The organism is Streptomyces melanogenes (genome assembly GCF_014649795.1).
Lineage (GTDB): Bacteria > Actinomycetota > Actinomycetes > Streptomycetales > Streptomycetaceae > Streptomyces > Streptomyces noboritoensis.
In genome coordinates this window covers 443,258-463,256 of sequence record NZ_BMTS01000005.1, presented here as the reverse complement: position 1 = coordinate 463,256, position 19,999 = coordinate 443,258, and the positions used below count along the sequence as shown (strand labels likewise).

The following is a 19,999-nucleotide window of genomic DNA, read 5'->3' as shown; positions in this document are numbered from 1 at the left end:
TAACTCTTTAACCGTTTCGCGCACCCCTGAAACTCGCGCTCTGATGCCCGTACGCCCTTGACAGAGCGGTGTTCGGTTGCCGACACATCCGGCCGGGTCCGGCGGATTGTGTTGCTGCGGACCGGTGACACGCCATAGAGTCGCCAACCGTCGGCATGGTGCCACGCTGACCTATCGATAAAGTTTCCTGGTCACTTCCAAGGAGGTAAGACGACTTGTGAATGAGTCGACATTTACTCCCGGAGGTGGTCAACCAGGGATGCCCGCACGGGGCCATGGCCCTTCGGGGCCTGCTGAGGCTGTCGGCTCCGTCGCGGTCCGCGCCTTCGCAACCACCCCGCACATGACGACAGCCCCACGGATGATGGACGGCCTACACGTGAACGCCATGGCCGGCAACGAGAGCGGCCGCGAGACCGCCGCTTTCGCCGACTACGACGAGGTGCCCCAGGGGCACTTCTACGACCCCGACGCCGAGTACGAGCCCGACCCCGAGTACGCGGCCACCCTCGCCCCCGACGCCGCACGCCAGCGCCGCGAGCGGATCGGCCCCACCGGACGGCCGCTGCCGTACTTCCCGATCCCGGGTCCGCTGACCGACCACGGTCCCGCGAAGATCATCGCGATGTGCAACCAGAAGGGCGGCGTCGGCAAGACCACGTCGACCATCAACCTGGGTGCCGCGCTCGCGGAGTATGGACGCCGGGTGCTGCTCGTCGACTTCGACCCGCAGGGCGCCCTCTCGGTGGGCCTGGGCGTGAACCCGATGGAGCTCGACCTGACGGTCTACAACCTGCTCATGGAGCGGGGCATGTCGGCCGACGAGGTCCTGCTCAAGACCGCGGTTCCCAACATGGACCTGCTGCCGAGCAACATCGACCTCTCGGCCGCCGAGGTGCAGCTGGTGAGCGAGGTCGCCCGGGAGTCCACGCTCCAGCGCGCCCTGAAGCCCCTGATGGCCGACTACGACTACATCGTGATCGACTGTCAGCCCTCGCTCGGCCTGCTCACCGTCAACGCCCTGACGGCGGCTCACAAGGTGATCGTGCCGCTGGAGTGCGAGTTCTTCGCGCTGCGCGGTGTGGCCCTGCTGACCGAGACGATCGAGAAGGTCCAGGAGCGGCTCAACCCCGACCTGGAGCTCGACGGCATCCTCGCGACCATGTACGACTCGCGCACGGTGCACAGCCGCGAGGTCCTGGCCCGCGTGGTCGAGGCCTTCGACGACCACGTCTACCACACGGTGATCGGCCGTACGGTGCGCTTCCCGGAGACCACCGTCGCCGGTGAGCCCATCACCACGTACGCGTCCAACTCCGTCGGCGCCGCCGCCTACCGCCAGCTCGCCAGGGAGGTGCTCGCCCGGTGTCACGCCGAGTGAGTCTGCCCGGGGCCGACGAACTGTTCCGTACGACCGGAGGAATGGCACTCCAGTCCTCCACCCCGAGGCGGACCAACGGCGAGGCGAAGGTGCCCGGACCGGCGGGCGAGAGCGACCCGGGCGCGGAGGAGTCCGCGGCGCGGGCCGAGCACTCGGCCGCGGAGGAGGATCCGGCGTCGGGTGAGCCGCGCAGCCGCGCCGCGGCGCCGGGCGAGGCCGCCAAGGGGGCCCGTCCGGGCGCTCCGGCCGCCTCCAGCACCGCGCAGCAGCGGCGCCGGGCCCGGGCGGCCAACCGGCGGCCCAGCGGGCGCGAGCGCCACGACGAGAAGATCACGGTGTACGTCTCCGCGGAGGAGCTGATGGACCTGGAGCACGCGCGCCTGGTCCTGCGCGGGGAGCACGGGCTGGCCGTCGACCGCGGGCGGATCGTCCGCGAGGCGGTCGCCGTCGTCCTCGCCGACCTGGAGTCGCGGGGCGACGCGAGCATTCTCGTACGGCGTCTGCGGGGCCGGTAGCACTAGCCTGCGCCGTGCGGCCCGTGCCGCCGCGCCCTTCGTACCGCCCGTTCCGCACCCCCTGGACCGCCTCTTGCCCACCGCCGACGAACCGCCCGTTCCCGCCGCGCGGGGGGCTCGGCGTGCGCTCGGACGGGGGCCGGGGGTTGTTTCCCCCACCCCACCCCTCCCCGAAAGCCCTGGGCGGGCGGCCGGGGAAGTGGTGGACCCCGGGGCTGCGCCCCCGGCCCCCCAGGCGGGGCCTGCGGCCCCCGCACCCCGCTCCCGGGGCTCCGCCCCAGACCCCGCTGAGACTGTTGCCGCCGCTGTGGGCAATCGTGCCGCTGGGGCGGCACGGGTGGGCACAGCGGCACCCCCGGCCCGCCGGGCTGCGCAACCCGCCGTGCCCGAGCCCGGCCCCGCCGAGGCCCCGGCCCCCTCCCTGGAGGTGCCGCCCGAGGCCGACCGTCCCGCCCCCGGCGACGGACGCTTCACCGTCCGGCTCGCCAACTTCGAAGGCCCCTTCGACCTCCTCCTCCAGCTCATCTCCAAGCACAAGATGGACGTGACCGAGGTCGCGCTGTCCAAGGTGACCGATGAGTTCATGGCGCACATCCGGGCCATGGGCGCCGACTGGGACCTCGACCAGACCACCGAGTTCCTGGTCGTCGCCGCCACCCTCCTCGACCTGAAGGCCGCCCGGCTCCTGCCCGCCGCCGAGGTCGAGGACGAGGCCGACCTGGCGCTCCTGGAGGCGCGGGACCTGCTGTTCGCGCGGCTGCTCCAGTACCGCGCGTACAAGCAGATCGCGGACATCTTCAGCGAGCGGCTGGACAGCGAGGCGCGCAGATACCCGCGTACCGTCGGCCTGGAGGCGCACCACGCCGAGCTGCTGCCCGAGGTCGTCATCAGCATCGGCGCCGACGGCTTCGCCAAGCTGGCGGTGAAGGCCATGCAGCCGAGGGCCAAGCCGCAGGTGTACGTCGACCACATCCACGCCCCGCTCGTCTCCGTACGGGAGCAGGCCGCCGTGGTCGTGGCGGTGCTGCGCGAGCGGGGGGAGGCGAGCTTCCGGGAGCTGACCCTCGGGGTGGACGACACCCTCACCGTCGTCGCCCGCTTCCTCGCCCTCCTGGAGCTCTACCGCGAGAAGGCCGTCGTCCTCGACCAGGACGAGGCGCTCGGGGAGCTCATGGTGCGCTGGAGCGGCGGCGACGGGGACCAGCCCGCCGTCACGGACGAGTTCGACCGAGTTGTGGAGGTGGAGACGGCGTGACCGAGGAGCCCGAGCAGCTCGCGCTCAAGCCCGCCCTTGAGGCCGTTCTCATGGTGGTCGACGAGCCCGCGACCGAGGAGCACCTGGCGAAGGTGCTGGAGCGGCCCCGCAGGGCCGTGGCGGACGCCCTGCGCGAGCTGGCGGACGAGTACACCGTCCAGGGCCGTGGCTTCGAGCTGAGGCTCGTGGCGGGCGGCTGGCGGTTCTACAGCCGCGCCGAGTACGCCCCGGCCGTCGAGGGCTTCGTCCTGGACGGGCAGCAGGCCCGGCTCACCCAGGCGGCCCTGGAGACCCTGGCGGTCGTCGCGTACCGCCAGCCGGTGAGCCGGTCCCGGGTCTCCGCGGTGCGCGGAGTGAACTGCGACGGGGTCATGCGGACCCTGCTCCAGCGGGGTCTGGTCGACGAGGCGGGCACGGAACCCGAAACAGGTGCGATCCTGTACAGGACGACGAACTACTTTCTGGAGCGGATGGGCCTGCGCGGCCTGGACGAGCTCCCGGAGCTCGCGCCCTTCCTCCCCGAGGCGGACGCGATCGAATCCGAGACGCTGGAGGGTGTGCCGTCGTTCGATCCGGACGCGCCGGACGCCCCGGAAACCCATGCAGACGACAAGACGGAAATTTGATGCGAAGCAGCGGCAGTAACAGCAGCGGAAACAACGGCGGGAGCCGTGGTGGCAACAGCGGCGGCCGCGGCAGCAGCGGTGGTGGCGGCCGGGGCGGCGCCGGCCGCGGCGGCTCCGGCGGCGGCCGGGACGGCCAGCGCCAGGGCGGCGGCCCGCGCCAGAGCGGCAGCGGCAAGCAGCGCCCGCTGCGCCCCGAGGAGCGCACCTACGACGTGGGCGGCGACGCCCCCCGCAGCGGACGCGGCTCCTCCGCGCGCGGCGGCGCCAAGGGCGGCCCCAAGGCGCCCCAGGGCGGCACCCCGGTCCGCCGCGGCCCGCACGGCCAGCGCATGGGCCAGGCGCGTCCGCGCGAGCTCGACGCCAAGATCGAGCAGCGCAACCGCGACCGGTACGCGGACAAGCCGGACATCAAGCTCCCCAAGACCTTCCCGGGCGCCGAGCAGGAGGGCGAGCGGCTGCAGAAGGTCCTCGCCCGCGCCGGCATGGGCTCGCGCCGCGCCTGCGAGGAGCTGATCGAGCAGGCCCGCGTCGAGGTCAACGGCGAGATCGTCCTGGAGCAGGGCATGCGCGTCGACCCGGAGAAGGACGAGATCAAGGTGGACGGCCTGACCGTCGCCACCCAGTCGTACCTGTTCTTCGCGCTGAACAAGCCGGCCGGCGTCGTCTCCACCATGGAGGACCCGGACGGCCGCCAGTGCCTGGGCGACTACGTGACCAACCGCGAGACGCGGCTCTTCCACGTCGGGCGCCTCGACACGGAGACCGAGGGCATCATCCTGCTCACCAACCACGGCGAGCTGGCCCACCGGCTGACCCACCCCAAGTACGGCGTGAAGAAGACCTATCTGGCCGCCATCACGGGCCCGCTGCCGCGCGAGATCGGCAAGCGGCTCAAGGAGGGCATCCAGCTGGAGGACGGCTACGCGCGCGCGGACGCCTTCCGGGTCGTCCAGCAGACCGGCAAGAACTACCTGGTGGAGATCGAGCTCCACGAGGGCCGCAAGCACATCGTGCGCCGCATGATGGCCGAGGCCGGCTTCCCGGTCGAGAAGCTCGTCCGGGTCTCCTTCGGCCCGATCGCGCTCGGCGACCAGAAGTCCGGCTGGCTGCGCCGCCTCACCAACACCGAGGTGGGCATGCTGATGCGCGAGGTCGGCCTGTAGCCGCCCGCTGATTTCCGGTACGAAGCCCGGCCCCCGACCGACGGGGGCCGGGCTTCGTGCTGTGCGCGCGTGTCCGGCGTATATGCCGTACGCCCCCGTTGTGCGCGCCCCCCTCGCGCCTTTATAGTCATCATGACTATTAAAAAGCGGCGGTGTGACGGGGAGGGGGTGGCGGCGATGAAGCGGTACGGACACGGTCTGGTGATCGGCACGTTCTGCCCGCCGCACGCCGGCCACCACCACCTCGTACGGACCGCCGAGGACCGCTGCGAGGCGCTGACCGTGCTGGTGTGCACGGCGGCCGGGGAACTCGTGGCGGCCCGGACGCGGGCGCGCTGGATGGCCGAGGTCCATCCGCGCGTCCGCGTCGTCCGGTCGGTCCGCTCGGTGCGCGCCACCGGGCGGGTGGACGCGGTCTTCACCTCCGAGCGGCACGGGGACCGGCTCGCCCGGGCCTTCGGTGCCGAGCACGTGTGCGTCGACCCCGAGCGCGCCCTCTTCCCGGTCTCCGCGGCCGCCGTCCGCAAGGACCCGGTGGGGTGCTGGGACTTCCTGGAGCGGCCCGTACGGGCCGCTCTGACCCGCCGGGTCGCGGTGCTCGGCGCCGACCCGGCCGCCACCACCCTGGCCCGCTCGCTGGCCGAGCGCTACCAGCGGCGGGGCGGGGTCTGGGCGGGCACTCGGTGGGTGCCCCGGTGCGGGGCGGTGCGGGAGGAGCAGGCGGCGCGCACGGGGGCGCCGGTGCTCTTCTGCGCGGCGGGGACCGCCCGTGCCGAGCGGCACCTGTGGCTGCTCGCGGGCCCGCAGGACGGCGGCCTGCCCGGCCGGGGCCGCAAGGTCGTGCTGCGGGGCGCGGGTCCCCCGGCGCTGCTGGGCGCCGCCGTCGACGCGGTCGACACGTTCCTGGGCGAGAGCTGGGGCCTGGACGGGCCGGGCGCGGGGCGATGGTGAGCGCGGGCCCGGCCCGGCGGCCGGAGGGCTACGACCCGTACGCCTTCGAGCCGTTCGCGGTCACCGTCGACCTCGCGGTCTGCACGGTCCGCGACGGCGGGCTGCACCTGCTGCTGATCCGGCGCGGCGAGGAGCCGTACAAGGGCGAGTGGGCGCTGCCGGGCGGGTTCGTGCTGCCCCGGGAGAGCGCGGGCCAGGCGGCGCGGCGCGAGCTGGCCGAGGAGACCGGGCTCCCGGACGACGTGGTCGCGGGCCTGCACCTGGAGCAGCTGCGCACCTACAGCGACCCCGACCGCGACCCCCGGATGCGGGTGGTGTCGGTCGCGTACACCGCGCTCGTACCGGACCTGCCGGAGCCGCACGGCGGCGGTGACGCGGCGCACGCGCAGTGGGTGCCGTTCGGCGCGTACGGGAGCCTCGCCTTCGACCACGAGCGGATCGTGGCCGACGCGCGCGACCGGATCGGCGCCAAGTTCGAATACACCTGCCTGGCCACGGCGTTCTGCCCGCCCGAGTTCACCCTCGGCGAGCTCCAGCAGGTCTACGAGACGGTCTGGGGGACCGCTCTGGACCGCCCCAACTTCCGACGCAAGGTGCTCGCCACGCCCGGCTTCGTCGAGCCGGTGGCGGGCGCCGCGCGTCTGACCGGCGGCCGGGGCAAGCCGGCCGCGCTGTACCGGGCGGGCGTGGCGACCGCGCTGCACCCCCCGCTCCTGCGGCCGGAAGGACGACCCTCATGACCACACGAGTGAACAGCCGGGCGAAGCAGGCGGCGACCGGCTCGCTGATCGGACTCGCGCTCGGGGACGCGCTGGGCTTCCCGACCGAGTTCATCGGCGTGCCCGCGATCCTGGCCAAGTGCGGGCCCTGGCGCGAGATGCGGCTGCCGGCGCCCGCGATCGTCACCGACGACACCCAGATGACCCTGGCGGTCGGCCACGGCATACGGGCCGCCATGGACCGGGGCCTGCTCGGCCCGCGCCGCCTGGAGCGGCCGGTCCGCGAGGGGTTCGTGCGCTGGTACCACTCGCCCGAGAACAACCGCGCCCCCGGCCGCACCTGCATGGTCGCCTGCGGCCTCCTCGACACCGACCTGCGCTGGCAGCAGGCGAGCCGGCTCGGCTCCAAGGGCTGCGGCGCCAACATGCGGGTGGCCCCGGTGGGCCTCGCGCCCGGTCTGAGCGAGGAGCAGCGGGCGGGCGCGGCCCAGCTCCAGTCGGCCCTCACCCACGGCCACCCCACCGCGCTCGCGGCCAGCGACCTGACGGCCCGCGCGGTCTTCCTGCTGGCGCAGGGCGCGGACCCGGTGGGCCTGGTCGGCCAGCTGCGCTCGTACGCGTACGAGAACCGCACCCGCTACCACGACCGCTGGCTCGGCGACCTGTGGACCTACGCCCACGACGAGACGCCCGCCGCCTTCATGGCCCGTGGCTGGGACGAGTGCCTGGACGCCCTGGACCGCGTCCTCAAGGCCCTGCACAACCCGTCCCCGGAGACGGACCCGTGCCTGGAGACGGGCGACGGCTGGGTGGCCGAGGAGGCCCTGGCCACGGCCCTGGTCTGCTTCCTGCTGTTCCCGGACGAGCCCCTGACGGCCCTGCGCCGGGCGGCCTGCACCAAGGGCGACTCCGACTCCATCGCCTGCCTCACCGGCGCCTTCGCGGGCGCCCACCTCGGGGTCGCGGCCTGGCCGAAGGAATGGGCGGAGCGCATCGAGTACCGCAGCGAACTGCTGACGCTCGGGGCGCTCTGGGACGCTTGATCCGCTACGGGTGCGGAGGGAGCGCCGAGGCGCGGCGGACCCGGAACAGGAAGTCGGCCACGCGGGCGTGGTCCGGCTCCTCGGGGAGCGGGCTGTGGGGGAGGGCCTTCGTGGACTCCTCGGACAGGCGGGTCATCCAGGACTCGACCTCGGGCCAGGGGACCTCGCCGCGCTTGACCGCGAGGAGGCGGTCGCGGGCGGGGCCGACCTCGATCGTGAGGGTGCCGGTGAGCACCAGGTCGCGGCAGCTCGTCATCAGGCGCACCAGGTGCATCGCGTGCTTCCAGCGCGGGGCGCCGTGCTGGCGTACGTCCGCCTCCAGCTTCTTGCGCTGGCTCAGCGCGTAGCCGGTGAAGGTGGCGTGGGCGCGGCGGGAGAGGAACGCCTCGCGCAGGGCGAGGAGTTCCCGGCCGGTGTCGTCGACCCGCTCGACCAGCGGGGAGTGCAGGCACTCCAGGATGTTGGGGTTGGCGCGCAGGGCCAGTTCGCAGAAGCGTTCCAGCTCCCAGCTGAACTGCTCCTCGGCCGGGCCCTCCACATGGGTCGGCGGCTTGTCGAAGGCCCAGAAGAGGGGGGTCGGGGTCACATAGACGCCCCGGCGGTCCGTGTCGCTGGCGTCGGTGGCGAGCCCGAAGGCGCGCGAGCCCATCACACAGGAGTAGACGGTGTGGTCGCGGATGAGCTGCTCGGGCGTCATCCGCCGATTGTCCCTGGTCAGGCCAGGTGGATCGAGCCGTTTTCGACCGTGATCCGCTCGGGCGGGAGCGGGCGGGGAGCCGGGCCCGCCGCGACCGAGGCGTCGGCCACGCGGTACTTGCTGCCGTGGCAGGGGCAGTTGATCGTCCCGCCGGCGACGTCCTTGACCGTGCAGCCCTGGTGGGTGCAGATCGCCGAGAACGCCTTGAAGGTGCCCTCCTCGGGCTGGGTGACCACGACCTTCTTCGCCGCGAAGACCTTGCCGCCGCCGACCGGGATGTCCGACGTCTTCGCCAGCACGTCGCCCTGCGCGGGCGCGGAGGACCCCGTCGGCTCGGAGGACGGCGTGGGGGTGTTCGGGGCGGCCGCGACCGGGGGAGAGGTCTCGGCGGCGCTGCTCGCAGCGCTGCTCTTCTTGTCGTCGCTGCTGCCGCAGCCGGCCAGCGCGGCCGTGCCCGCGGCGACCGCGAGCACCGCGCGGCGGGAGGTTGGCGTCGTCATGGGCAGCATCTTGGTGCAACCCCGCGGCGAATCCCGTGACGCGCGCGTGCCGTACGCCCTATGGCCCAACCCAGCCCCCGCCCTCCCGGCGCAGCTCCGCCACCTCCACCACGGCCGCCCGCGCGATCGGGCCGTAGACGTGCGGGAACGCCTGCCCTTTCCCCTCCCGGCGGACCTCGGCGGACAGGTGGGCCTCGTCGATGCCCAGCAGGAGGAGCGGGGCCGGTGCGTCGGCGTAGTGGGCGTTCGCGACCGCGAGGGCGGACGCGCGGTCGGCCGAGCAGTGGACGAAGCCCTCGGAGGCGAGCGACGCCGGGGCGTACGGACCGGACCCGGCCGCCGCCCACTCGGGTCCTGGCACCACGTGGAAGATCATCCCCCCGTTCTACCGCACGCGCTTCCCTCGGCCCGTACGCAGAGTGATCGCCCGAGTGGCGCAGCCCCCGTGCCCGGGTGACATTGACCGTGTTCCCCACCCACTCGGTAAGTACGGCGAAGGGCAGGACCATGGCGGGAAGCGATCTGGGCGGCCTTCTGGGCGGCCTCCTCGGCGGTGCCGGCGGCACCGGGGCCTCCGGCGGCGGCAACGTCCTCGGCTCGCTGCTCGGAGCCCTGATGGGCGGCGGCAGCGGCCAGAACGGCGGCAACCCGCTCGGCGGCCTGATGGACATGCTCTCCAAGTCCGGTCTCGGCGACCAGGCCCAGTCCTGGGTCGGCTCCGGCGACAACCAGCCGGTCAGCGGCGCGCAGATCCAGCAGGCCGTGCCGGACGAGACCCTGCAGCGGGTGGCCGAGCAGGCGGGCATCAGCCCCGAGCAGGCCGCCGACCAGATCGCGCAGCAGCTGCCGCAGGCCGTCGACAAGCTCACCCCCTCCGGCGAGCTCCCGCAGGCGGGCACCTCCCTGGAGGACCTGATCAAGCAGCAGAACCTGTAGCGCCGTGCCCGCGCCCGCACGGGGCTGACTAGGCTGAACGGGCAAGCCCGCACGTCCGCCCCGGCGCAGCCGCCGCACTTCGCAAGGATCACCCCGTGAGGACCGCACTCGTCATCGGTACCGGTTTGATCGGTACGTCCGCCGCGCTGGCCCTCGCCGCCCGCGGCGTCGCCGTCCACCTCGTCGATCACGACCCGGGCCAGGCCCGCACCGCGGCCGCGCTCGGCGCCGGGACCGACGAGGCGCCCGAGGGCCGGGTGGACCTGGTGATCGTCGCCGTGCCGCCCGCCCACGTCGCCGCCACCCTGGCCGAGGCGATCCGCTCGGACGCGGGCCGCGCGTACATCGACGTGGCGAGCGTCAAGGGCGGCCCGCGCCGCGAGCTGGAGGCGCTGGGCTGTGACCTCACCGCGTACATCGGTACGCACCCGATGTCCGGCAAGGAGCGATCGGGCCCGCTCGCCGCCACCGCCGACCTCTTCGAGGGCCGCCCCTGGGTGCTCACACCGACCCGGGACACCGACACCGAGGTGCTCAACCTCGCCCTGGAGCTGGTCGCGCTCTGCCGCGCGGTGCCCGTGGTGATGGACGCCGACGCCCACGACCGCGCGGTGGCCCTCGTCTCGCACACCCCGCAGCTGGTGTCGTCCATGGTCGCCGCCCGGCTGGAGGAGGCCGACGAGACGGCGGTACGGCTGTGCGGGCAGGGCATCCGGGACGTCACCCGGATCGCCGCCTCCGACCCCCGGATGTGGATCGAGATCCTCTCCGCCAACCCGGGCCCGGTCGCGGACGTGCTGGCCGGGATCGCCGCCGACCTGGACGAGACCGTACGGGCGCTGCGCTCCCTGGAGTCCTCGGACGAGCAGAAGCGGCGCGGCGGCGCGGCCGGCGTCGAGGACGTGCTGCGGCGCGGCAACGCGGGCCGCGAGCGCGTCCCCGGCAAGCACGGCGCCGCCCCCACGGCGTACGAGGTCGTCGCGGTGCTCATCAGCGACCAGCCCGGCGAGCTGGCCCGGATCTTCGCGGACGCGGGCCGCGCCGGGGTCAACGTCGAGGACGTGCGCATCGAGCACGCGACCGGCCAGCAGGCGGGCCTGGTCCAGCTGATGGTCGAGCCGGCCGCGGCCCCGGGCCTGACCGCGTCCCTGCGCGAGCGCGGCTGGGCGATCCGGCAGTGAGCCCGGGCCCGGGGGCGCCGGGCGGGGATCTGGGCGCACGTATGAGCCAGTAACCTTGTACGGGGGCGGATGCCTGCCCGCCCACCCCGTCCCCGTACCAGGAAGGTGTCCGTCACCGTGGAAAGCGCCGCCCGGACCGCCCCGGCAGCTGTGATCGTCGCCATCGACGGCCCTTCCGGCACCGGCAAGTCCAGCACCTCCAAGGCGGTCGCCGCCAAGCTGGGGCTGAGCTATCTGGACACCGGCGCCCAGTACCGGGCGATCACCTGGTGGATGATCACCAACGAGATCGACACCGACGACCCGGCGGCGATCGCCACCGCGGCCGCCAAGCCGGTCATCGTCTCGGGGACCGACCCGGGTGCGCCGACCATCACGGTGGACGGCCTCGACGCGGCCGGCCCGATCCGTACGCAGGAGGTCACCGCCAAGGTCAGCGCGGTCAGCGCGGTCCCGGAGGTGCGGGCGCTCATCACCCAGCTCCAGCGGGACATAGCGGCCGCCGCCCCGGCCGGGATCGTGGTCGAGGGCCGGGACATCGGCACGACCGTGCTGCCCGACGCCGACCTGAAGGTGTTCCTCACCGCCTCCCCGGAGGCGCGCGCCGCCCGCCGCAGCGGCGAGCTCAAGGGCGTGGACGTGGCCACCACGCAGGAGGCCCTGCTGAAGCGGGACGCGGCCGACTCCGGCCGCAAGACGTCCCCGCTGGCCAAGGCGGACGACGCCGTCGAGGTGGACACCACCGAGCTCACCCTCGACCAGGTCATCGAGTGCGTGGTCACGCTCATCGAGGAGAAGCGGGCCGCCAAGTGACAGCCCTCCCGTCACCCGGCCACCGCCCCTCAACGAGGCGCTTCGCGCCGCACCCGCCTGTCACGGAGCGTGGCGCCGAAGTAGGGCGCCGGATCGGCGTCGGGCTGATGTACGGGCTGTGGAAGCCCAGGGTGCTCGGGGCCTGGCGGGTACCGGCCGGTGGCCCGGCCATCCTGGCCGTGAACCACGCGCACAACATCGACGGGCCGATGCTGATGGGGACCGCGCCGAGGCCGGTGCACTTCCTCATCAAGAAGGAGGCCTTCGTCGGGCCGCTCGACCCGTTCCTGCGCGGGATCGGCCAGGTGAAGGTGGACCGGTCGACCGTCGACCGGACCGCGATCGACCAGGCCATCGGGGTGCTCGACGACGGCGGTGTGCTGGGGATCTTCCCCGAGGGCACCCGGGGCCACGGCGACTTCGCGTCGCTGCGCGCCGGGCTCGCCTACTTCGCCCTGCGGTCGGGGGCGCCGATCGTCCCCGTGGCGGTGCTGGGAAGCACCGAGCGCCGGGGGCGGTTGATAAAGGCGCTGCCGCCCCTGCGCAGCCGGGTCGACGTCGTCTTCGGCGACGCCTTCCAGGCCGGGGACGGCAGCGGACGGCGGACCCGTACGGCGCTGGACGAGGCGACCGTACGGATCCAGGAGCGGCTCACCGGCCACCTGGAGAACGCCAGGCGCCTCACCGGGCGCTGAGCGAGACTTGAGACTTGAGTAGTGGACCGGACGCCCGGTCCATCGATGACGCAGAACGAGGAACGGACTTCATGAACGACCAGCACGACCACGGAGCGCTTGGCGACGCCGAGTACGCGGAGTTCATGGAGCTCGCCGCGGAAGAGGGCTTCGACATCGAGGACGTCGAAGGCGCGATCGAGGAGGCGGGCCACGGCCCGCTGCCCGTCCTCGCCGTCGTCGGCCGCCCGAACGTCGGCAAGTCGACCCTGGTGAACCGCATCATCGGCCGCCGCGAGGCGGTCGTCGAGGACAAGCCGGGCGTCACCCGCGACCGCGTCACCTACGAGGCGGAGTGGGCCGGCCGCCGGTTCAAGGTCGTCGACACCGGCGGCTGGGAGCAGGACGTGCTCGGCATCGACGCGTCCGTCGCCGCCCAGGCGGAGTACGCGATCGAGGCCGCCGACGCCTGTGTCTTCGTCGTGGACGCCAAGGTCGGCGCCACCGACACCGACGAGGCCGTCGTCAAGCTGCTGCGCCGGGCCGGCAAGCCCGTCGTGCTGTGCGCCAACAAGGTGGACGGCCAGTCGGGCGAGGCGGACGCCGCCGCGCTGTGGTCCCTGGGCCTCGGCATGCCGCACCCCGTCTCCTCGCTGCACGGCCGCGGCACCGGCGACATGCTGGACGCCGTCCTGGAGGCGCTGCCCGAGGCGCCCGCGCAGACCTTCGGCGGCACGGCCCCCGGCGGCCCCCGCCGCATCGCGCTCATCGGCCGCCCGAACGTCGGCAAGTCCTCGCTCCTGAACAAGGTGGCGAAGGAGGACCGCGTCGTCGTCAACGAGCTGGCCGGCACCACCCGCGACCCGGTCGACGAGCTGATCGAGCTCGGCGGGGTGACCTGGAAGTTCATCGACACCGCGGGCATCCGCAAGCGGGTCCACCTCCAGCAGGGCGCCGACTACTACGCCTCGCTGCGCACGGCCGCCGCCGTCGAGAAGGCCGAGGTGGCGGTGATCCTGATCGACGCGACCGAGAACATCAGCGTCCAGGACCAGCGCATCATCACCATGGCCGTCGAGTCGGGCCGTGCCATCGTCATCGCGTACAACAAGTGGGACGACCTCGACGAGGAGCGCCGCTACTACCTGGAGCGCGAGATCGAGACCGAGATGCAGCAGGTGGCCTGGGCCCCGCGCGTCAACGTCTCGGCGCTGACCGGCCGCCACATGGAGAAGCTGGTCCCGGCCATCGAGAACGCGCTGGCGGGCTGGGAGACGCGCGTCCCGACCGGGCGGCTCAACGCCTTCCTCGGCGAGATCGTCGCCGCCCACCCGCACCCGATCCGCGGCGGCAAGCAGCCGCGCATCCTGTTCGGTACGCAGGCGGGCACCAAGCCGCCGCGCTTCGTGCTGTTCGCCTCGGGCTTCCTGGAGCACGGCTACCGGCGCTTCGTCGAGCGCCGGCTGCGCGAGGAGTTCGGCTTCGAGGGCACCCCGATCCACATCTCGGTGCGGGTGCGCGAGAAGCGCAGCAAGAAGAAGTAACCCCTTCGAGGCAACCCCCTCGGGGGCCGGGGCCCTAGGGCCTCACAAGCCTCTGCGGGGGGCGGGCGGCAGTGCTGCCGGGAGCTGGTGGAGCCCGGTGTGCTGCCGCCCTGTCATGTGCCCGGTGCCGCCGGCCATCCCGCTGTTCGACGCGCCGCCGATCTGCCAGGGCGCGCCGCTGTGCGCGGGGTACGGGTGGAAGCTCGGCACGGTCTGGGGGTGCGGCAGCTGCGGGTGTGCCGACGGGGAGTGGTGCTGGTGGGTGCCCCGGAAGCCGAGGGACCCCGCGTGGCCCAGGGCCGCGAAGCCCCGGAAGCCGAGGTCGTCCTCGTTGCTCCGGTCGCCCGGCAGGGCCCGGAAGGATCTGCGGTACTCCGAGTACAGCGCGTCGTAGATCGGCGTGGCCGACTGGCCGCCCGAGAAGTCCTGCGCGGGTCGCATGGAGGGGATCTGCGACTGGTACGGCTGGCGGGAGGGCTCGTATGCGTGCACGTATGTGCCAACGACCCCGACGGCTCTCGGATGCGGGCTGACGGCAGATATCGCGCATCACCGGATGCACGGGGTGATCCGGGCGCACGCGGGGCGCTCATGCGGGGCCGGACGTGGGGGCGAGTCTGCTGGGGGGCGTGAGCCCACCGGGCAGCCGTCGCGTGCGACGGGGGCCCAACGGCTCCAGGGCCCGGGCCAGTACACGGTCCGGGCCCCGGGGTGTGGGGGCTGCGGGGAGCTGGGGGTTGCCTGGCCGGCCGGAGGCCGTCAGGTCACGTGCCCGCCAGGGGCATCGCCGCCGACACCAGCGTGCCGTCCGACGCCGCCTTCTCCAGGGCGTCGCGCAGCAGGTCCTCGCGGGGCTGCTGGCCGATGGAGCCGACGGGGGCCGCGAAGACCAGGACGCGCTGGGTGCGGTTGGCGGCCGCGCGCCAGCCCTCGGTCACCTGGAGCGGCTGGTGCGCCTGCCACCAGGAGACCGGGTTGCCGCTGCCGCCCGTGCCGGGCTGGAGGATCGCGTGCAGCTGGCCCATGGCGAGCAGCACCGACCAGCCGGAGAGCACCGAGGGCATCCGGCCCACGTCGGTGACCGGGACGAAGCCCTGCTCGATCAGGAGCGGCAGGAACTCGTCCGTGGTGCCGCCCGAGCCGGGGCGGGCGATCGGGGCGGTCGGCTCCACGACGAGCGCCGGGTGCAGCGCGCCCTCGATCAGGATGAGGCCGCTGGTGATCCCCAGCACGGCCTGCTGGGGCGCGGCGCCCCCGAACTCGTCGCCGGTGATGGACCGGACGGCCCCCTGGAGCTGCTCCTCGGAGACCTGGACGACCTGGGAGGGGATGCAGGAGGCGTGGGCGAAGGCGAGGACCGCGGTCTCCTCGCCGACGAAGAGCACGGTGCTGGTGGCCTCGTGCTCGGAGTCGCCCGGGGTGCGGCAGGAGGTGCAGTCGTAGCTGCCCGGGGCGTTCTCGCCGGCGAGCAGCCGGTCGGCTTCTTCGTCGCCGATCTCGGCGCGGACGTCCTCGCTGACGTCGAGCATGCGCGGCACGGGTGGCTCCTACTGGATGCGTGCGCCGGGTGGTTCCCGGCTCCTGAAAGGACAACGGCGGATCTGTGGCAGGAGTCACGCCCCAGGACGAACGGAATCGAACCACCGGGCGCGGAGGGTGAACACGCCCCCGGAATCCCTCACTCCATGTCAACACGTGGCGGCTGCACGGAAGTTGACCCGGTGAGGTGGGTCACAGATCGGGTGAGCGGCAGGTCGACAAATCCTGATATCCATCAAACAAGTGGGTGTCCTGAAATTGCCGTTACCCGAGGTAATAGTCAACTGGCCTGGAATGACAAGGCATTGGTTGATACCAGGCCGATCCGGTCCCTAGATTCCAACGCCGTGTGCACCTAGCACCGCCCGGGCAGCCCGCCCCGTACGGCCGTACGAAAGCAACGACTTGTACGACCGCACCACAGGCAAGCGCACGACCCCGGCGGGCGGGGCGGCACGGAACGGGACGCCGGACGCGTCCACGGGCCGTACCGCCTGGGAGTACCGGGTCCTTCGGAAGAGGGACTTCATGTCTGGTTGTACCAGTCGTTCCAGCTCCAAGCGCGGGCGCGGCACGATGGCGGCGATCGGCGCCGCAGTGGTCGCGGCACCGCTGGTGCTGCTCGCCGTCTCCGCCGGCCCGGCCGGCGCGGCGGACGGTGCGGTGTGGGACCGCATCGCGCAGTGCGAGAGCGGAGGAAACTGGCACATCAACACCGGCAACGGCTATTACGGCGGACTCCAGTTCTCCGCCGGGTCCTGGCGGGCGCACGGCGGCGGGGCGTACGCGTCCACGGCCGACCGGGCCAGCCGGGCCCAGCAGATAGCCGTCGCCACCCGGCTCCAGCGGGCGCAGGGCTGGGGCGCGTGGCCCGTCTGCGCCGCCAGGGCGGGGGCGTACGGGGAGGCGCCGTCGGCACCGAAGCCGTCGACGCACAAGGCCAAGCCCAAGACCAAGGCCGAGCCCAGGCGCGAGGCCCGCGACGCCGCTCCGCACAAGGCCGGAACAGGCCAGGCGGGGACCGGCCGGGTCGAGGCGAAGGCCGCACCGGCGAAGGCGCCCGAGCGGCCGCCGGTCCAGGCGGACCGGGGCTCGCGCGGCGGCGACTACACCGTGCGCGAGGGGGACACGCTGTCCGCCATCGCCGAGGCGCACGGCACGACGTGGGAGGCGCTGTACGCGGCCAACAAGGCCGTCGTCGGCGGCGATCCGGATCTGATCCTGCCCGGCGAGCGGCTCGCCCTCTAGGACGCACGGTCACAGCCCCGCCCGGTCGTCGTCCGACCGGGCGGGGCTCGGGTGCGTTCGCCGGCGGCTCACTCCGGGCCCGGCAGCTCCGCGCTCTCGCCGCTGAAGACCACGTTCCCGCGCCGCAGCCGGTGCACGATCGCCGGGCGGCCGGGCGGCAGCCGCTGTTCCGCGACCACCACGGCCCGCTCCCGCGCGAGCCCGGCCAGCAGGTCGTAGGTGCGCTCGGCCACTTCGGGGGACATGCCCTGGGTCGGCTCGTCGAGCAGGACGAGCCGGGCGCCGCCGACGAGCGCGCGCGAGACCGCCAGCATTCGCTGCTCGCCGCCCGACATGGTGCCCGCCCGCCGGGGCAGGAGCGGGCGCAGCGCCGGATAGCCGTCGAGCGCGACCGCGAAGTCCCCGCCGGGCGCCGCGAGTTCGAGGTTCTCGGCGACGGTCAGCCCGGCGTGCACGGCCCGCGCGTCCGGGACCAGGCACAGGCCCCGCCGCGCGCGCTGGTGCACGGGCAGCCCGGTGACGTCGGCGCCGCGCCACACCACCCGCCCGGCCGTCAGCGCCACCGTCCCCGCCAGGGCGCGCAGCACGCTCGTGCGGCCGGAGCCGTTGCGGCCGAGCAGGACGGTGAGGGCGCGGGCGGGCACGGCCAGGTCGACGCCGTGCAGCGCCTCCAGCGGGCCGTACCGCACCCGGGCGCCCCTCAGCTCGATCTCGACGGCCATCCCCGACCGCCTCCCTCCGGCCTCATCCGATCCGTCCCGCCCGCATCACATGGACCGTGTCCGCGATGTCCGCGACCAGGTCGAGGTCGTGCTCGACGACGAGTACGGCCATGCCGTCGGCGGCCAGCGCCCGCAGCACCCGGGCCAGTTCCTCGGCCTCGGCGGTGTCGAGTCCGGCGGCGGGCTCGTCCAGCAGGAGCGTGTGCGGGCGGCCCGCCAGCGCCCGGCCGAGCTCGACGCGGCGCAGCGTGCCGGTGGGCAGCCCGGCTGCGGGCAGCCGCCGCACCCCGCCCGCGAGTCCCATCAGCCGCAGCGCCTGCTCCACCGCCGCCGGGTCGCGCACCCGGCCCTGCTCGGCCCCGATCCGTACGTTCTCCTCCACCGTCAGCGAGGGGAACACCGCGATCCGCTGGAAGGTCCGCGCGATGCCGAGCCGGGTACGGGCGTGGGCCGGGCGGCGGGTGATGTCGGCCGCGCCGAACGCGACCCGCCCGGCGTCCGGGCGCAGGGTGCCGCACAGGCAGTGGAACAGTGTGGTCTTCCCGGCGCCGTTGCCGCCGACCAGCGCGGTGACCCGGCCCGGCGGCACGGCCAGGTCGACGCCCGCGAGGACGGTGTACGAGCCGTACGAGAGCCGCACCCCGTGCGCGGCGAGTTCGGGGGCCGCCGCCGGGGCCGGGCCCGCCGGGAGCGCGTACACCTTCCGCGCCGTGGCCGGTGGCGGCTTCGGGGGTCTGCGCCAGCGGGAGAGGACCTCGTGGGCCTGCGGGAAGCGGCCGACGAGCAGGGCCAGCAGACCGACGGCGGCGGCCGCGACCCCGCCCCGGGTGCCCGCGTCCAGGCCGACCAGGAGGGCGGCCGCGGCCGGGGCGCCCAGCAGGTTGTCCGCGCCGAGCACCACCACCGCCGCGAACCAGAGCAGCCCGCGCACCGGGTCGTACGCGCCCGGGTCGAAGGTGCGCAGCCCCATCGAGAGCAGCCCGCCGCCGAGTGCGGCCAGGGCGGCGCCGACGACGAACGCGACGAGCTTGAGCGCGGGGACGGGTACGCCCGCGGCCTGGGCGCCCTCCTCGTGGTCGCGCATCGCCGCCAGGGCGCGTCCGGTGCGGCCCCGGCGCAGGGCTGCCACGGCGAGCAACGCGCAGGCGAGCAGGGCGAGTTCGACGGCGTAGTACGCGCGGTCGTCGCCCAGGCCCGCCGGGCGGGTCAGGGTCAGGCCCGAGGTGGCGTACGGCTGGGCGAAGACAAAGCGGCTGGTGGCCACGGAGACCGCGAGGGTGGCCAGGGCGAGCGCCAGGCCGTGGCGGCGGATCGCGGGACGGCCCGTGAGCAGGCCCAGCGGGGCGACCAGGAGCACCGCGAGGAGCAGCGCGAGCAGCTCCGGCACCGACTGCGAGAGCCAGCCGGTGAACAGGGCGCCCAGACCCGCGAACGCCGTCTGGCCCAGCGAGATCTGGCCGCCCCGGCCGCTCACCACGACCAGCGAGAGCAGCACGATCGCCAGCGCCGGGACCTGCACCGAGGTGTGCAGATCGGAGCCCGCGAAGCCCAGCGGCAGCAGCAACAGGACGCCCGCCACCAGCCAGGCGGCGGGCGGTATCCGGACCGCGGCGACCGTCGTCCGCGACAGCGCGTCCCGCGTCCCCACCCCCGGCAGCACCAGCGCCGCGACCAGCAGCGCCACCACGAACAGGTTCGCCCCCACGGCCTGGACCAGCGGTTCGGCGCGCCCGGCCGGATGGAGCCGGGTCAGCTGCGCCTGCGCCACCCCGATCAGCAGCGCGGCGACGACCGCGACCACCACACTGCGCATCCTGGCGATCACCGCGACCGCGATCACCTCGACGACGAGCAGCGGCAGGCCATAGGGATCGAGGCGCACATAGGGCGCGAGCAGCACACCGGTCAGACCGGCGGTGAAGGCGCCGAACGCCCAGCCGACCGAGGCCACCCGGTCGGTGTCGATGCCGCCCAGCGCGGCCAGTTCGCGGTTGTCGACGACCGCCCGCAGCTCGCCGCCGAACCGCGTCCACCGGGTCACCGTGACCACCAGCGCGGCGAGGGCGGCCACCACCGCCAGCTGGCCCCAGGGCTCGCCGGTCACCAGGGCCGGGGCGTCGGCCCGCGCGCCCGGGCCCCAGAGCAGCGCGGCGCCGCCGACGAGCAGCACGAACACACCGATCGAGGCGACCAGGGTGCGGGCCGGGTCGTTGCCCTGGACGGACAGCGGGCGGAAGACCAGCACGTCGAGCAGCACGCCCAGGCCCGGGGCGGCCACCAGCAGGGTCAGGGCGGCGGCCGGGGCGAGCGGCCAGTGCCACTCGACCACGAGCTGGCGCAGCAGATAGGCGCAGACCATGGCGATCGCGCCGTGCGCCAGGTTGAGCACGCCGGTGGCCCGGTAGGTGACGACCAGGCCCATGCCGGTGAGGGCCGCGGCGCTGCCGACCGTGAGTCCCGCGAGGGTCAGGTCGTACGTCAGGGACGCCACG

General features: G+C 73.9%; 21 protein-coding genes. 14 read left to right on the top strand and 7 right to left on the bottom strand.

Features of this window, described 5'->3' with window-relative positions; all coding sequences use genetic code 11:
* The first annotated feature begins 259 nt into the window (after positions 1-259).
* From IE252_RS14520 to IE252_RS14485, 8 genes are all read left to right on the top strand, one after another.
* The gene (locus IE252_RS14520) at positions 260-1,381 is read left to right on the top strand and encodes a ParA family protein (protein WP_188275230.1); all 1,122 of its coding nucleotides are present in this window, start codon (positions 260-262) and stop codon (positions 1,379-1,381) included.
* Positions 1,366-1,896 carry a hypothetical protein gene (locus IE252_RS14515; protein ID WP_190089775.1) on the top strand — a complete coding sequence of 177 codons (531 nt, stop codon included), beginning with the start codon at positions 1,366-1,368 and terminating at the stop codon, positions 1,894-1,896. The genes IE252_RS14520 and IE252_RS14515 overlap by 16 nt, the downstream gene beginning before the upstream one ends.
* Positions 1,897-1,969: 73 nt before the next feature.
* Positions 1,970-3,151 (top strand): segregation and condensation protein A, encoded by a 1,182-nt coding sequence (locus IE252_RS14510; RefSeq protein WP_190089774.1) that lies wholly within the window; start codon positions 1,970-1,972, stop codon positions 3,149-3,151.
* Complete coding sequence (scpB, locus tag IE252_RS14505; RefSeq protein WP_190089773.1) at positions 3,148-3,777, top strand: SMC-Scp complex subunit ScpB; 630 nt, start codon at positions 3,148-3,150, stop codon at positions 3,775-3,777. Before IE252_RS14510 ends, scpB begins: the two co-directional genes overlap by 4 nt.
* A complete protein-coding gene (locus IE252_RS14500; protein ID WP_444545950.1) occupies positions 3,774-4,940 on the top strand; it encodes a pseudouridine synthase in 1,167 nt (388 codons plus the stop codon). Before scpB ends, IE252_RS14500 begins: the two co-directional genes overlap by 4 nt.
* Before the next feature lie 177 nt (positions 4,941-5,117).
* Positions 5,118-5,891 (top strand): adenylyltransferase/cytidyltransferase family protein, encoded by a 774-nt coding sequence (locus IE252_RS14495; protein ID WP_190089833.1) that lies wholly within the window; start codon positions 5,118-5,120, stop codon positions 5,889-5,891.
* Positions 5,885-6,631 carry an NUDIX hydrolase gene (locus IE252_RS14490; RefSeq protein ID WP_190089771.1) on the top strand — a complete coding sequence of 249 codons (747 nt, stop codon included), beginning with the start codon at positions 5,885-5,887 and terminating at the stop codon, positions 6,629-6,631. Before IE252_RS14495 ends, IE252_RS14490 begins: the two co-directional genes overlap by 7 nt.
* Positions 6,628-7,653: an ADP-ribosylglycohydrolase family protein gene (locus tag IE252_RS14485; protein ID WP_190089770.1), complete on the top strand. Its 1,026-nt coding sequence runs from the start codon at positions 6,628-6,630 to the stop codon at positions 7,651-7,653. The genes IE252_RS14490 and IE252_RS14485 overlap by 4 nt, the downstream gene beginning before the upstream one ends.
* A gap of 4 nt (positions 7,654-7,657) precedes the next feature.
* Here the strand turns inward: IE252_RS14485 and IE252_RS14480 are convergent, their stop codons facing one another.
* From IE252_RS14480 to IE252_RS14470, 3 genes are read right to left on the bottom strand one after another with little or no spacing between them, the layout of a single operon-like run.
* Positions 7,658-8,350, bottom strand: coding sequence for a nucleotidyltransferase domain-containing protein (locus tag IE252_RS14480; RefSeq protein ID WP_190089769.1), 693 nt, complete (start codon positions 8,348-8,350; stop codon positions 7,658-7,660).
* A gap of 17 nt (positions 8,351-8,367) precedes the next feature.
* Entirely contained in the window at positions 8,368-8,850 is a 483-nt protein-coding gene (locus tag IE252_RS14475; RefSeq protein WP_190089768.1) for a Rieske (2Fe-2S) protein, read from the bottom strand.
* 58 nt (positions 8,851-8,908) lie between these two features.
* Positions 8,909-9,226, bottom strand: a complete 318-nt coding sequence (locus IE252_RS14470; protein ID WP_190089767.1) for a DUF952 domain-containing protein — start codon at positions 9,224-9,226, stop codon at positions 8,909-8,911.
* Between the two features lie 131 nt (positions 9,227-9,357).
* Here IE252_RS14470 and IE252_RS14465 point away from each other — a divergent pair, with 131 nt between their 5' ends.
* The 5 genes from IE252_RS14465 to der all read left to right on the top strand — a co-directional run bounded on the left by IE252_RS14465 (position 9,358) and on the right by der (position 13,998).
* Complete coding sequence (locus IE252_RS14465) at positions 9,358-9,786, top strand: YidB family protein (protein WP_190089766.1); 429 nt, start codon at positions 9,358-9,360, stop codon at positions 9,784-9,786.
* A 95-nt stretch (positions 9,787-9,881) separates the two neighbouring features.
* Positions 9,882-10,967 carry a prephenate dehydrogenase gene (locus IE252_RS14460; RefSeq protein ID WP_190089765.1) on the top strand — a complete coding sequence of 362 codons (1,086 nt, stop codon included), beginning with the start codon at positions 9,882-9,884 and terminating at the stop codon, positions 10,965-10,967.
* Positions 10,968-11,036: 69 nt separating this feature from the next.
* On the top strand, positions 11,037-11,780 hold the full coding sequence (gene cmk, locus IE252_RS14455) for a (d)CMP kinase (protein WP_373298551.1): 744 nt from the start codon (positions 11,037-11,039) through the stop codon (positions 11,778-11,780).
* Between the two features lie 107 nt (positions 11,781-11,887).
* Positions 11,888-12,475 (top strand): lysophospholipid acyltransferase family protein, encoded by a 588-nt coding sequence (locus IE252_RS14450; RefSeq protein WP_190089763.1) that lies wholly within the window; start codon positions 11,888-11,890, stop codon positions 12,473-12,475.
* 71 nt (positions 12,476-12,546) lie between these two features.
* Positions 12,547-13,998, top strand: a complete 1,452-nt coding sequence (gene der, locus IE252_RS14445; RefSeq protein WP_190089762.1) for a ribosome biogenesis GTPase Der — start codon at positions 12,547-12,549, stop codon at positions 13,996-13,998.
* A gap of 42 nt (positions 13,999-14,040) precedes the next feature.
* Here the strand turns inward: der and IE252_RS14440 are convergent, their stop codons facing one another.
* Together IE252_RS14440 and IE252_RS14435 are read right to left on the bottom strand one after the other, a co-directional pair.
* Positions 14,041-14,439 (bottom strand): hypothetical protein, encoded by a 399-nt coding sequence (locus IE252_RS14440; RefSeq protein ID WP_308434536.1) that lies wholly within the window; start codon positions 14,437-14,439, stop codon positions 14,041-14,043.
* A gap of 323 nt (positions 14,440-14,762) precedes the next feature.
* Positions 14,763-15,536 (bottom strand): DUF8842 C-terminal domain-containing protein, encoded by a 774-nt coding sequence (locus tag IE252_RS14435; RefSeq protein WP_190089760.1) that lies wholly within the window; start codon positions 15,534-15,536, stop codon positions 14,763-14,765.
* 529 nt (positions 15,537-16,065) lie between these two features.
* Here IE252_RS14435 and IE252_RS14430 point away from each other — a divergent pair.
* Positions 16,066-16,785, top strand: coding sequence for a transglycosylase family protein (locus IE252_RS14430; RefSeq protein WP_190089759.1), 720 nt, complete (start codon positions 16,066-16,068; stop codon positions 16,783-16,785).
* Between the two features lie 68 nt (positions 16,786-16,853).
* Here the strand turns inward: IE252_RS14430 and IE252_RS14425 are convergent, their stop codons facing one another.
* Together IE252_RS14425 and IE252_RS14420 are read right to left on the bottom strand one after the other, a co-directional pair.
* Positions 16,854-17,507, bottom strand: coding sequence for an ABC transporter ATP-binding protein (locus tag IE252_RS14425; protein WP_190089758.1), 654 nt, complete (start codon positions 17,505-17,507; stop codon positions 16,854-16,856).
* 22 nt (positions 17,508-17,529) lie between these two features.
* Positions 17,530-19,998: an ABC transporter permease subunit gene (locus tag IE252_RS14420; RefSeq protein ID WP_190089832.1), complete on the bottom strand. Its 2,469-nt coding sequence runs from the start codon at positions 19,996-19,998 to the stop codon at positions 17,530-17,532.
* Position 19,999 lies beyond the last annotated feature (1 nt).

Bases quoted from the DNA above. Each gene is read 5' to 3' on its own strand.
- IE252_RS14425 (WP_190089758.1), bottom strand. From the start codon at position 17,507: ATGGCCGTCGAGATCGAGCTGAGGGGCGCCCGGGTGCGGTACGGCCCG.
- IE252_RS14465 (WP_190089766.1), top strand. From the start codon at position 9,358: ATGGCGGGAAGCGATCTGGGCGGCCTTCTGGGCGGCCTCCTCGGCGGT.
- IE252_RS14430 (WP_190089759.1), top strand. From the start codon at position 16,066: ATGTCTGGTTGTACCAGTCGTTCCAGCTCCAAGCGCGGGCGCGGCACG.
- IE252_RS14490 (WP_190089771.1), top strand. From the start codon at position 5,885: ATGGTGAGCGCGGGCCCGGCCCGGCGGCCGGAGGGCTACGACCCGTAC.
- der (WP_190089762.1), top strand. From the start codon at position 12,547: ATGAACGACCAGCACGACCACGGAGCGCTTGGCGACGCCGAGTACGCG.
- IE252_RS14470 (WP_190089767.1), bottom strand. From the start codon at position 9,226: ATGATCTTCCACGTGGTGCCAGGACCCGAGTGGGCGGCGGCCGGGTCC.
- IE252_RS14520 (WP_188275230.1), top strand. From the start codon at position 260: ATGCCCGCACGGGGCCATGGCCCTTCGGGGCCTGCTGAGGCTGTCGGC.
- IE252_RS14475 (WP_190089768.1), bottom strand. From the start codon at position 8,850: ATGACGACGCCAACCTCCCGCCGCGCGGTGCTCGCGGTCGCCGCGGGC.
- IE252_RS14480 (WP_190089769.1), bottom strand. From the start codon at position 8,350: ATGACGCCCGAGCAGCTCATCCGCGACCACACCGTCTACTCCTGTGTG.
- cmk (WP_373298551.1), top strand. From the start codon at position 11,037: ATGCCTGCCCGCCCACCCCGTCCCCGTACCAGGAAGGTGTCCGTCACC.
- IE252_RS14450 (WP_190089763.1), top strand. From the start codon at position 11,888: ATGTACGGGCTGTGGAAGCCCAGGGTGCTCGGGGCCTGGCGGGTACCG.
- IE252_RS14495 (WP_190089833.1), top strand. From the start codon at position 5,118: ATGAAGCGGTACGGACACGGTCTGGTGATCGGCACGTTCTGCCCGCCG.
- IE252_RS14485 (WP_190089770.1), top strand. From the start codon at position 6,628: ATGACCACACGAGTGAACAGCCGGGCGAAGCAGGCGGCGACCGGCTCG.
- IE252_RS14440 (WP_308434536.1), bottom strand. From the start codon at position 14,439: ATGCGACCCGCGCAGGACTTCTCGGGCGGCCAGTCGGCCACGCCGATC.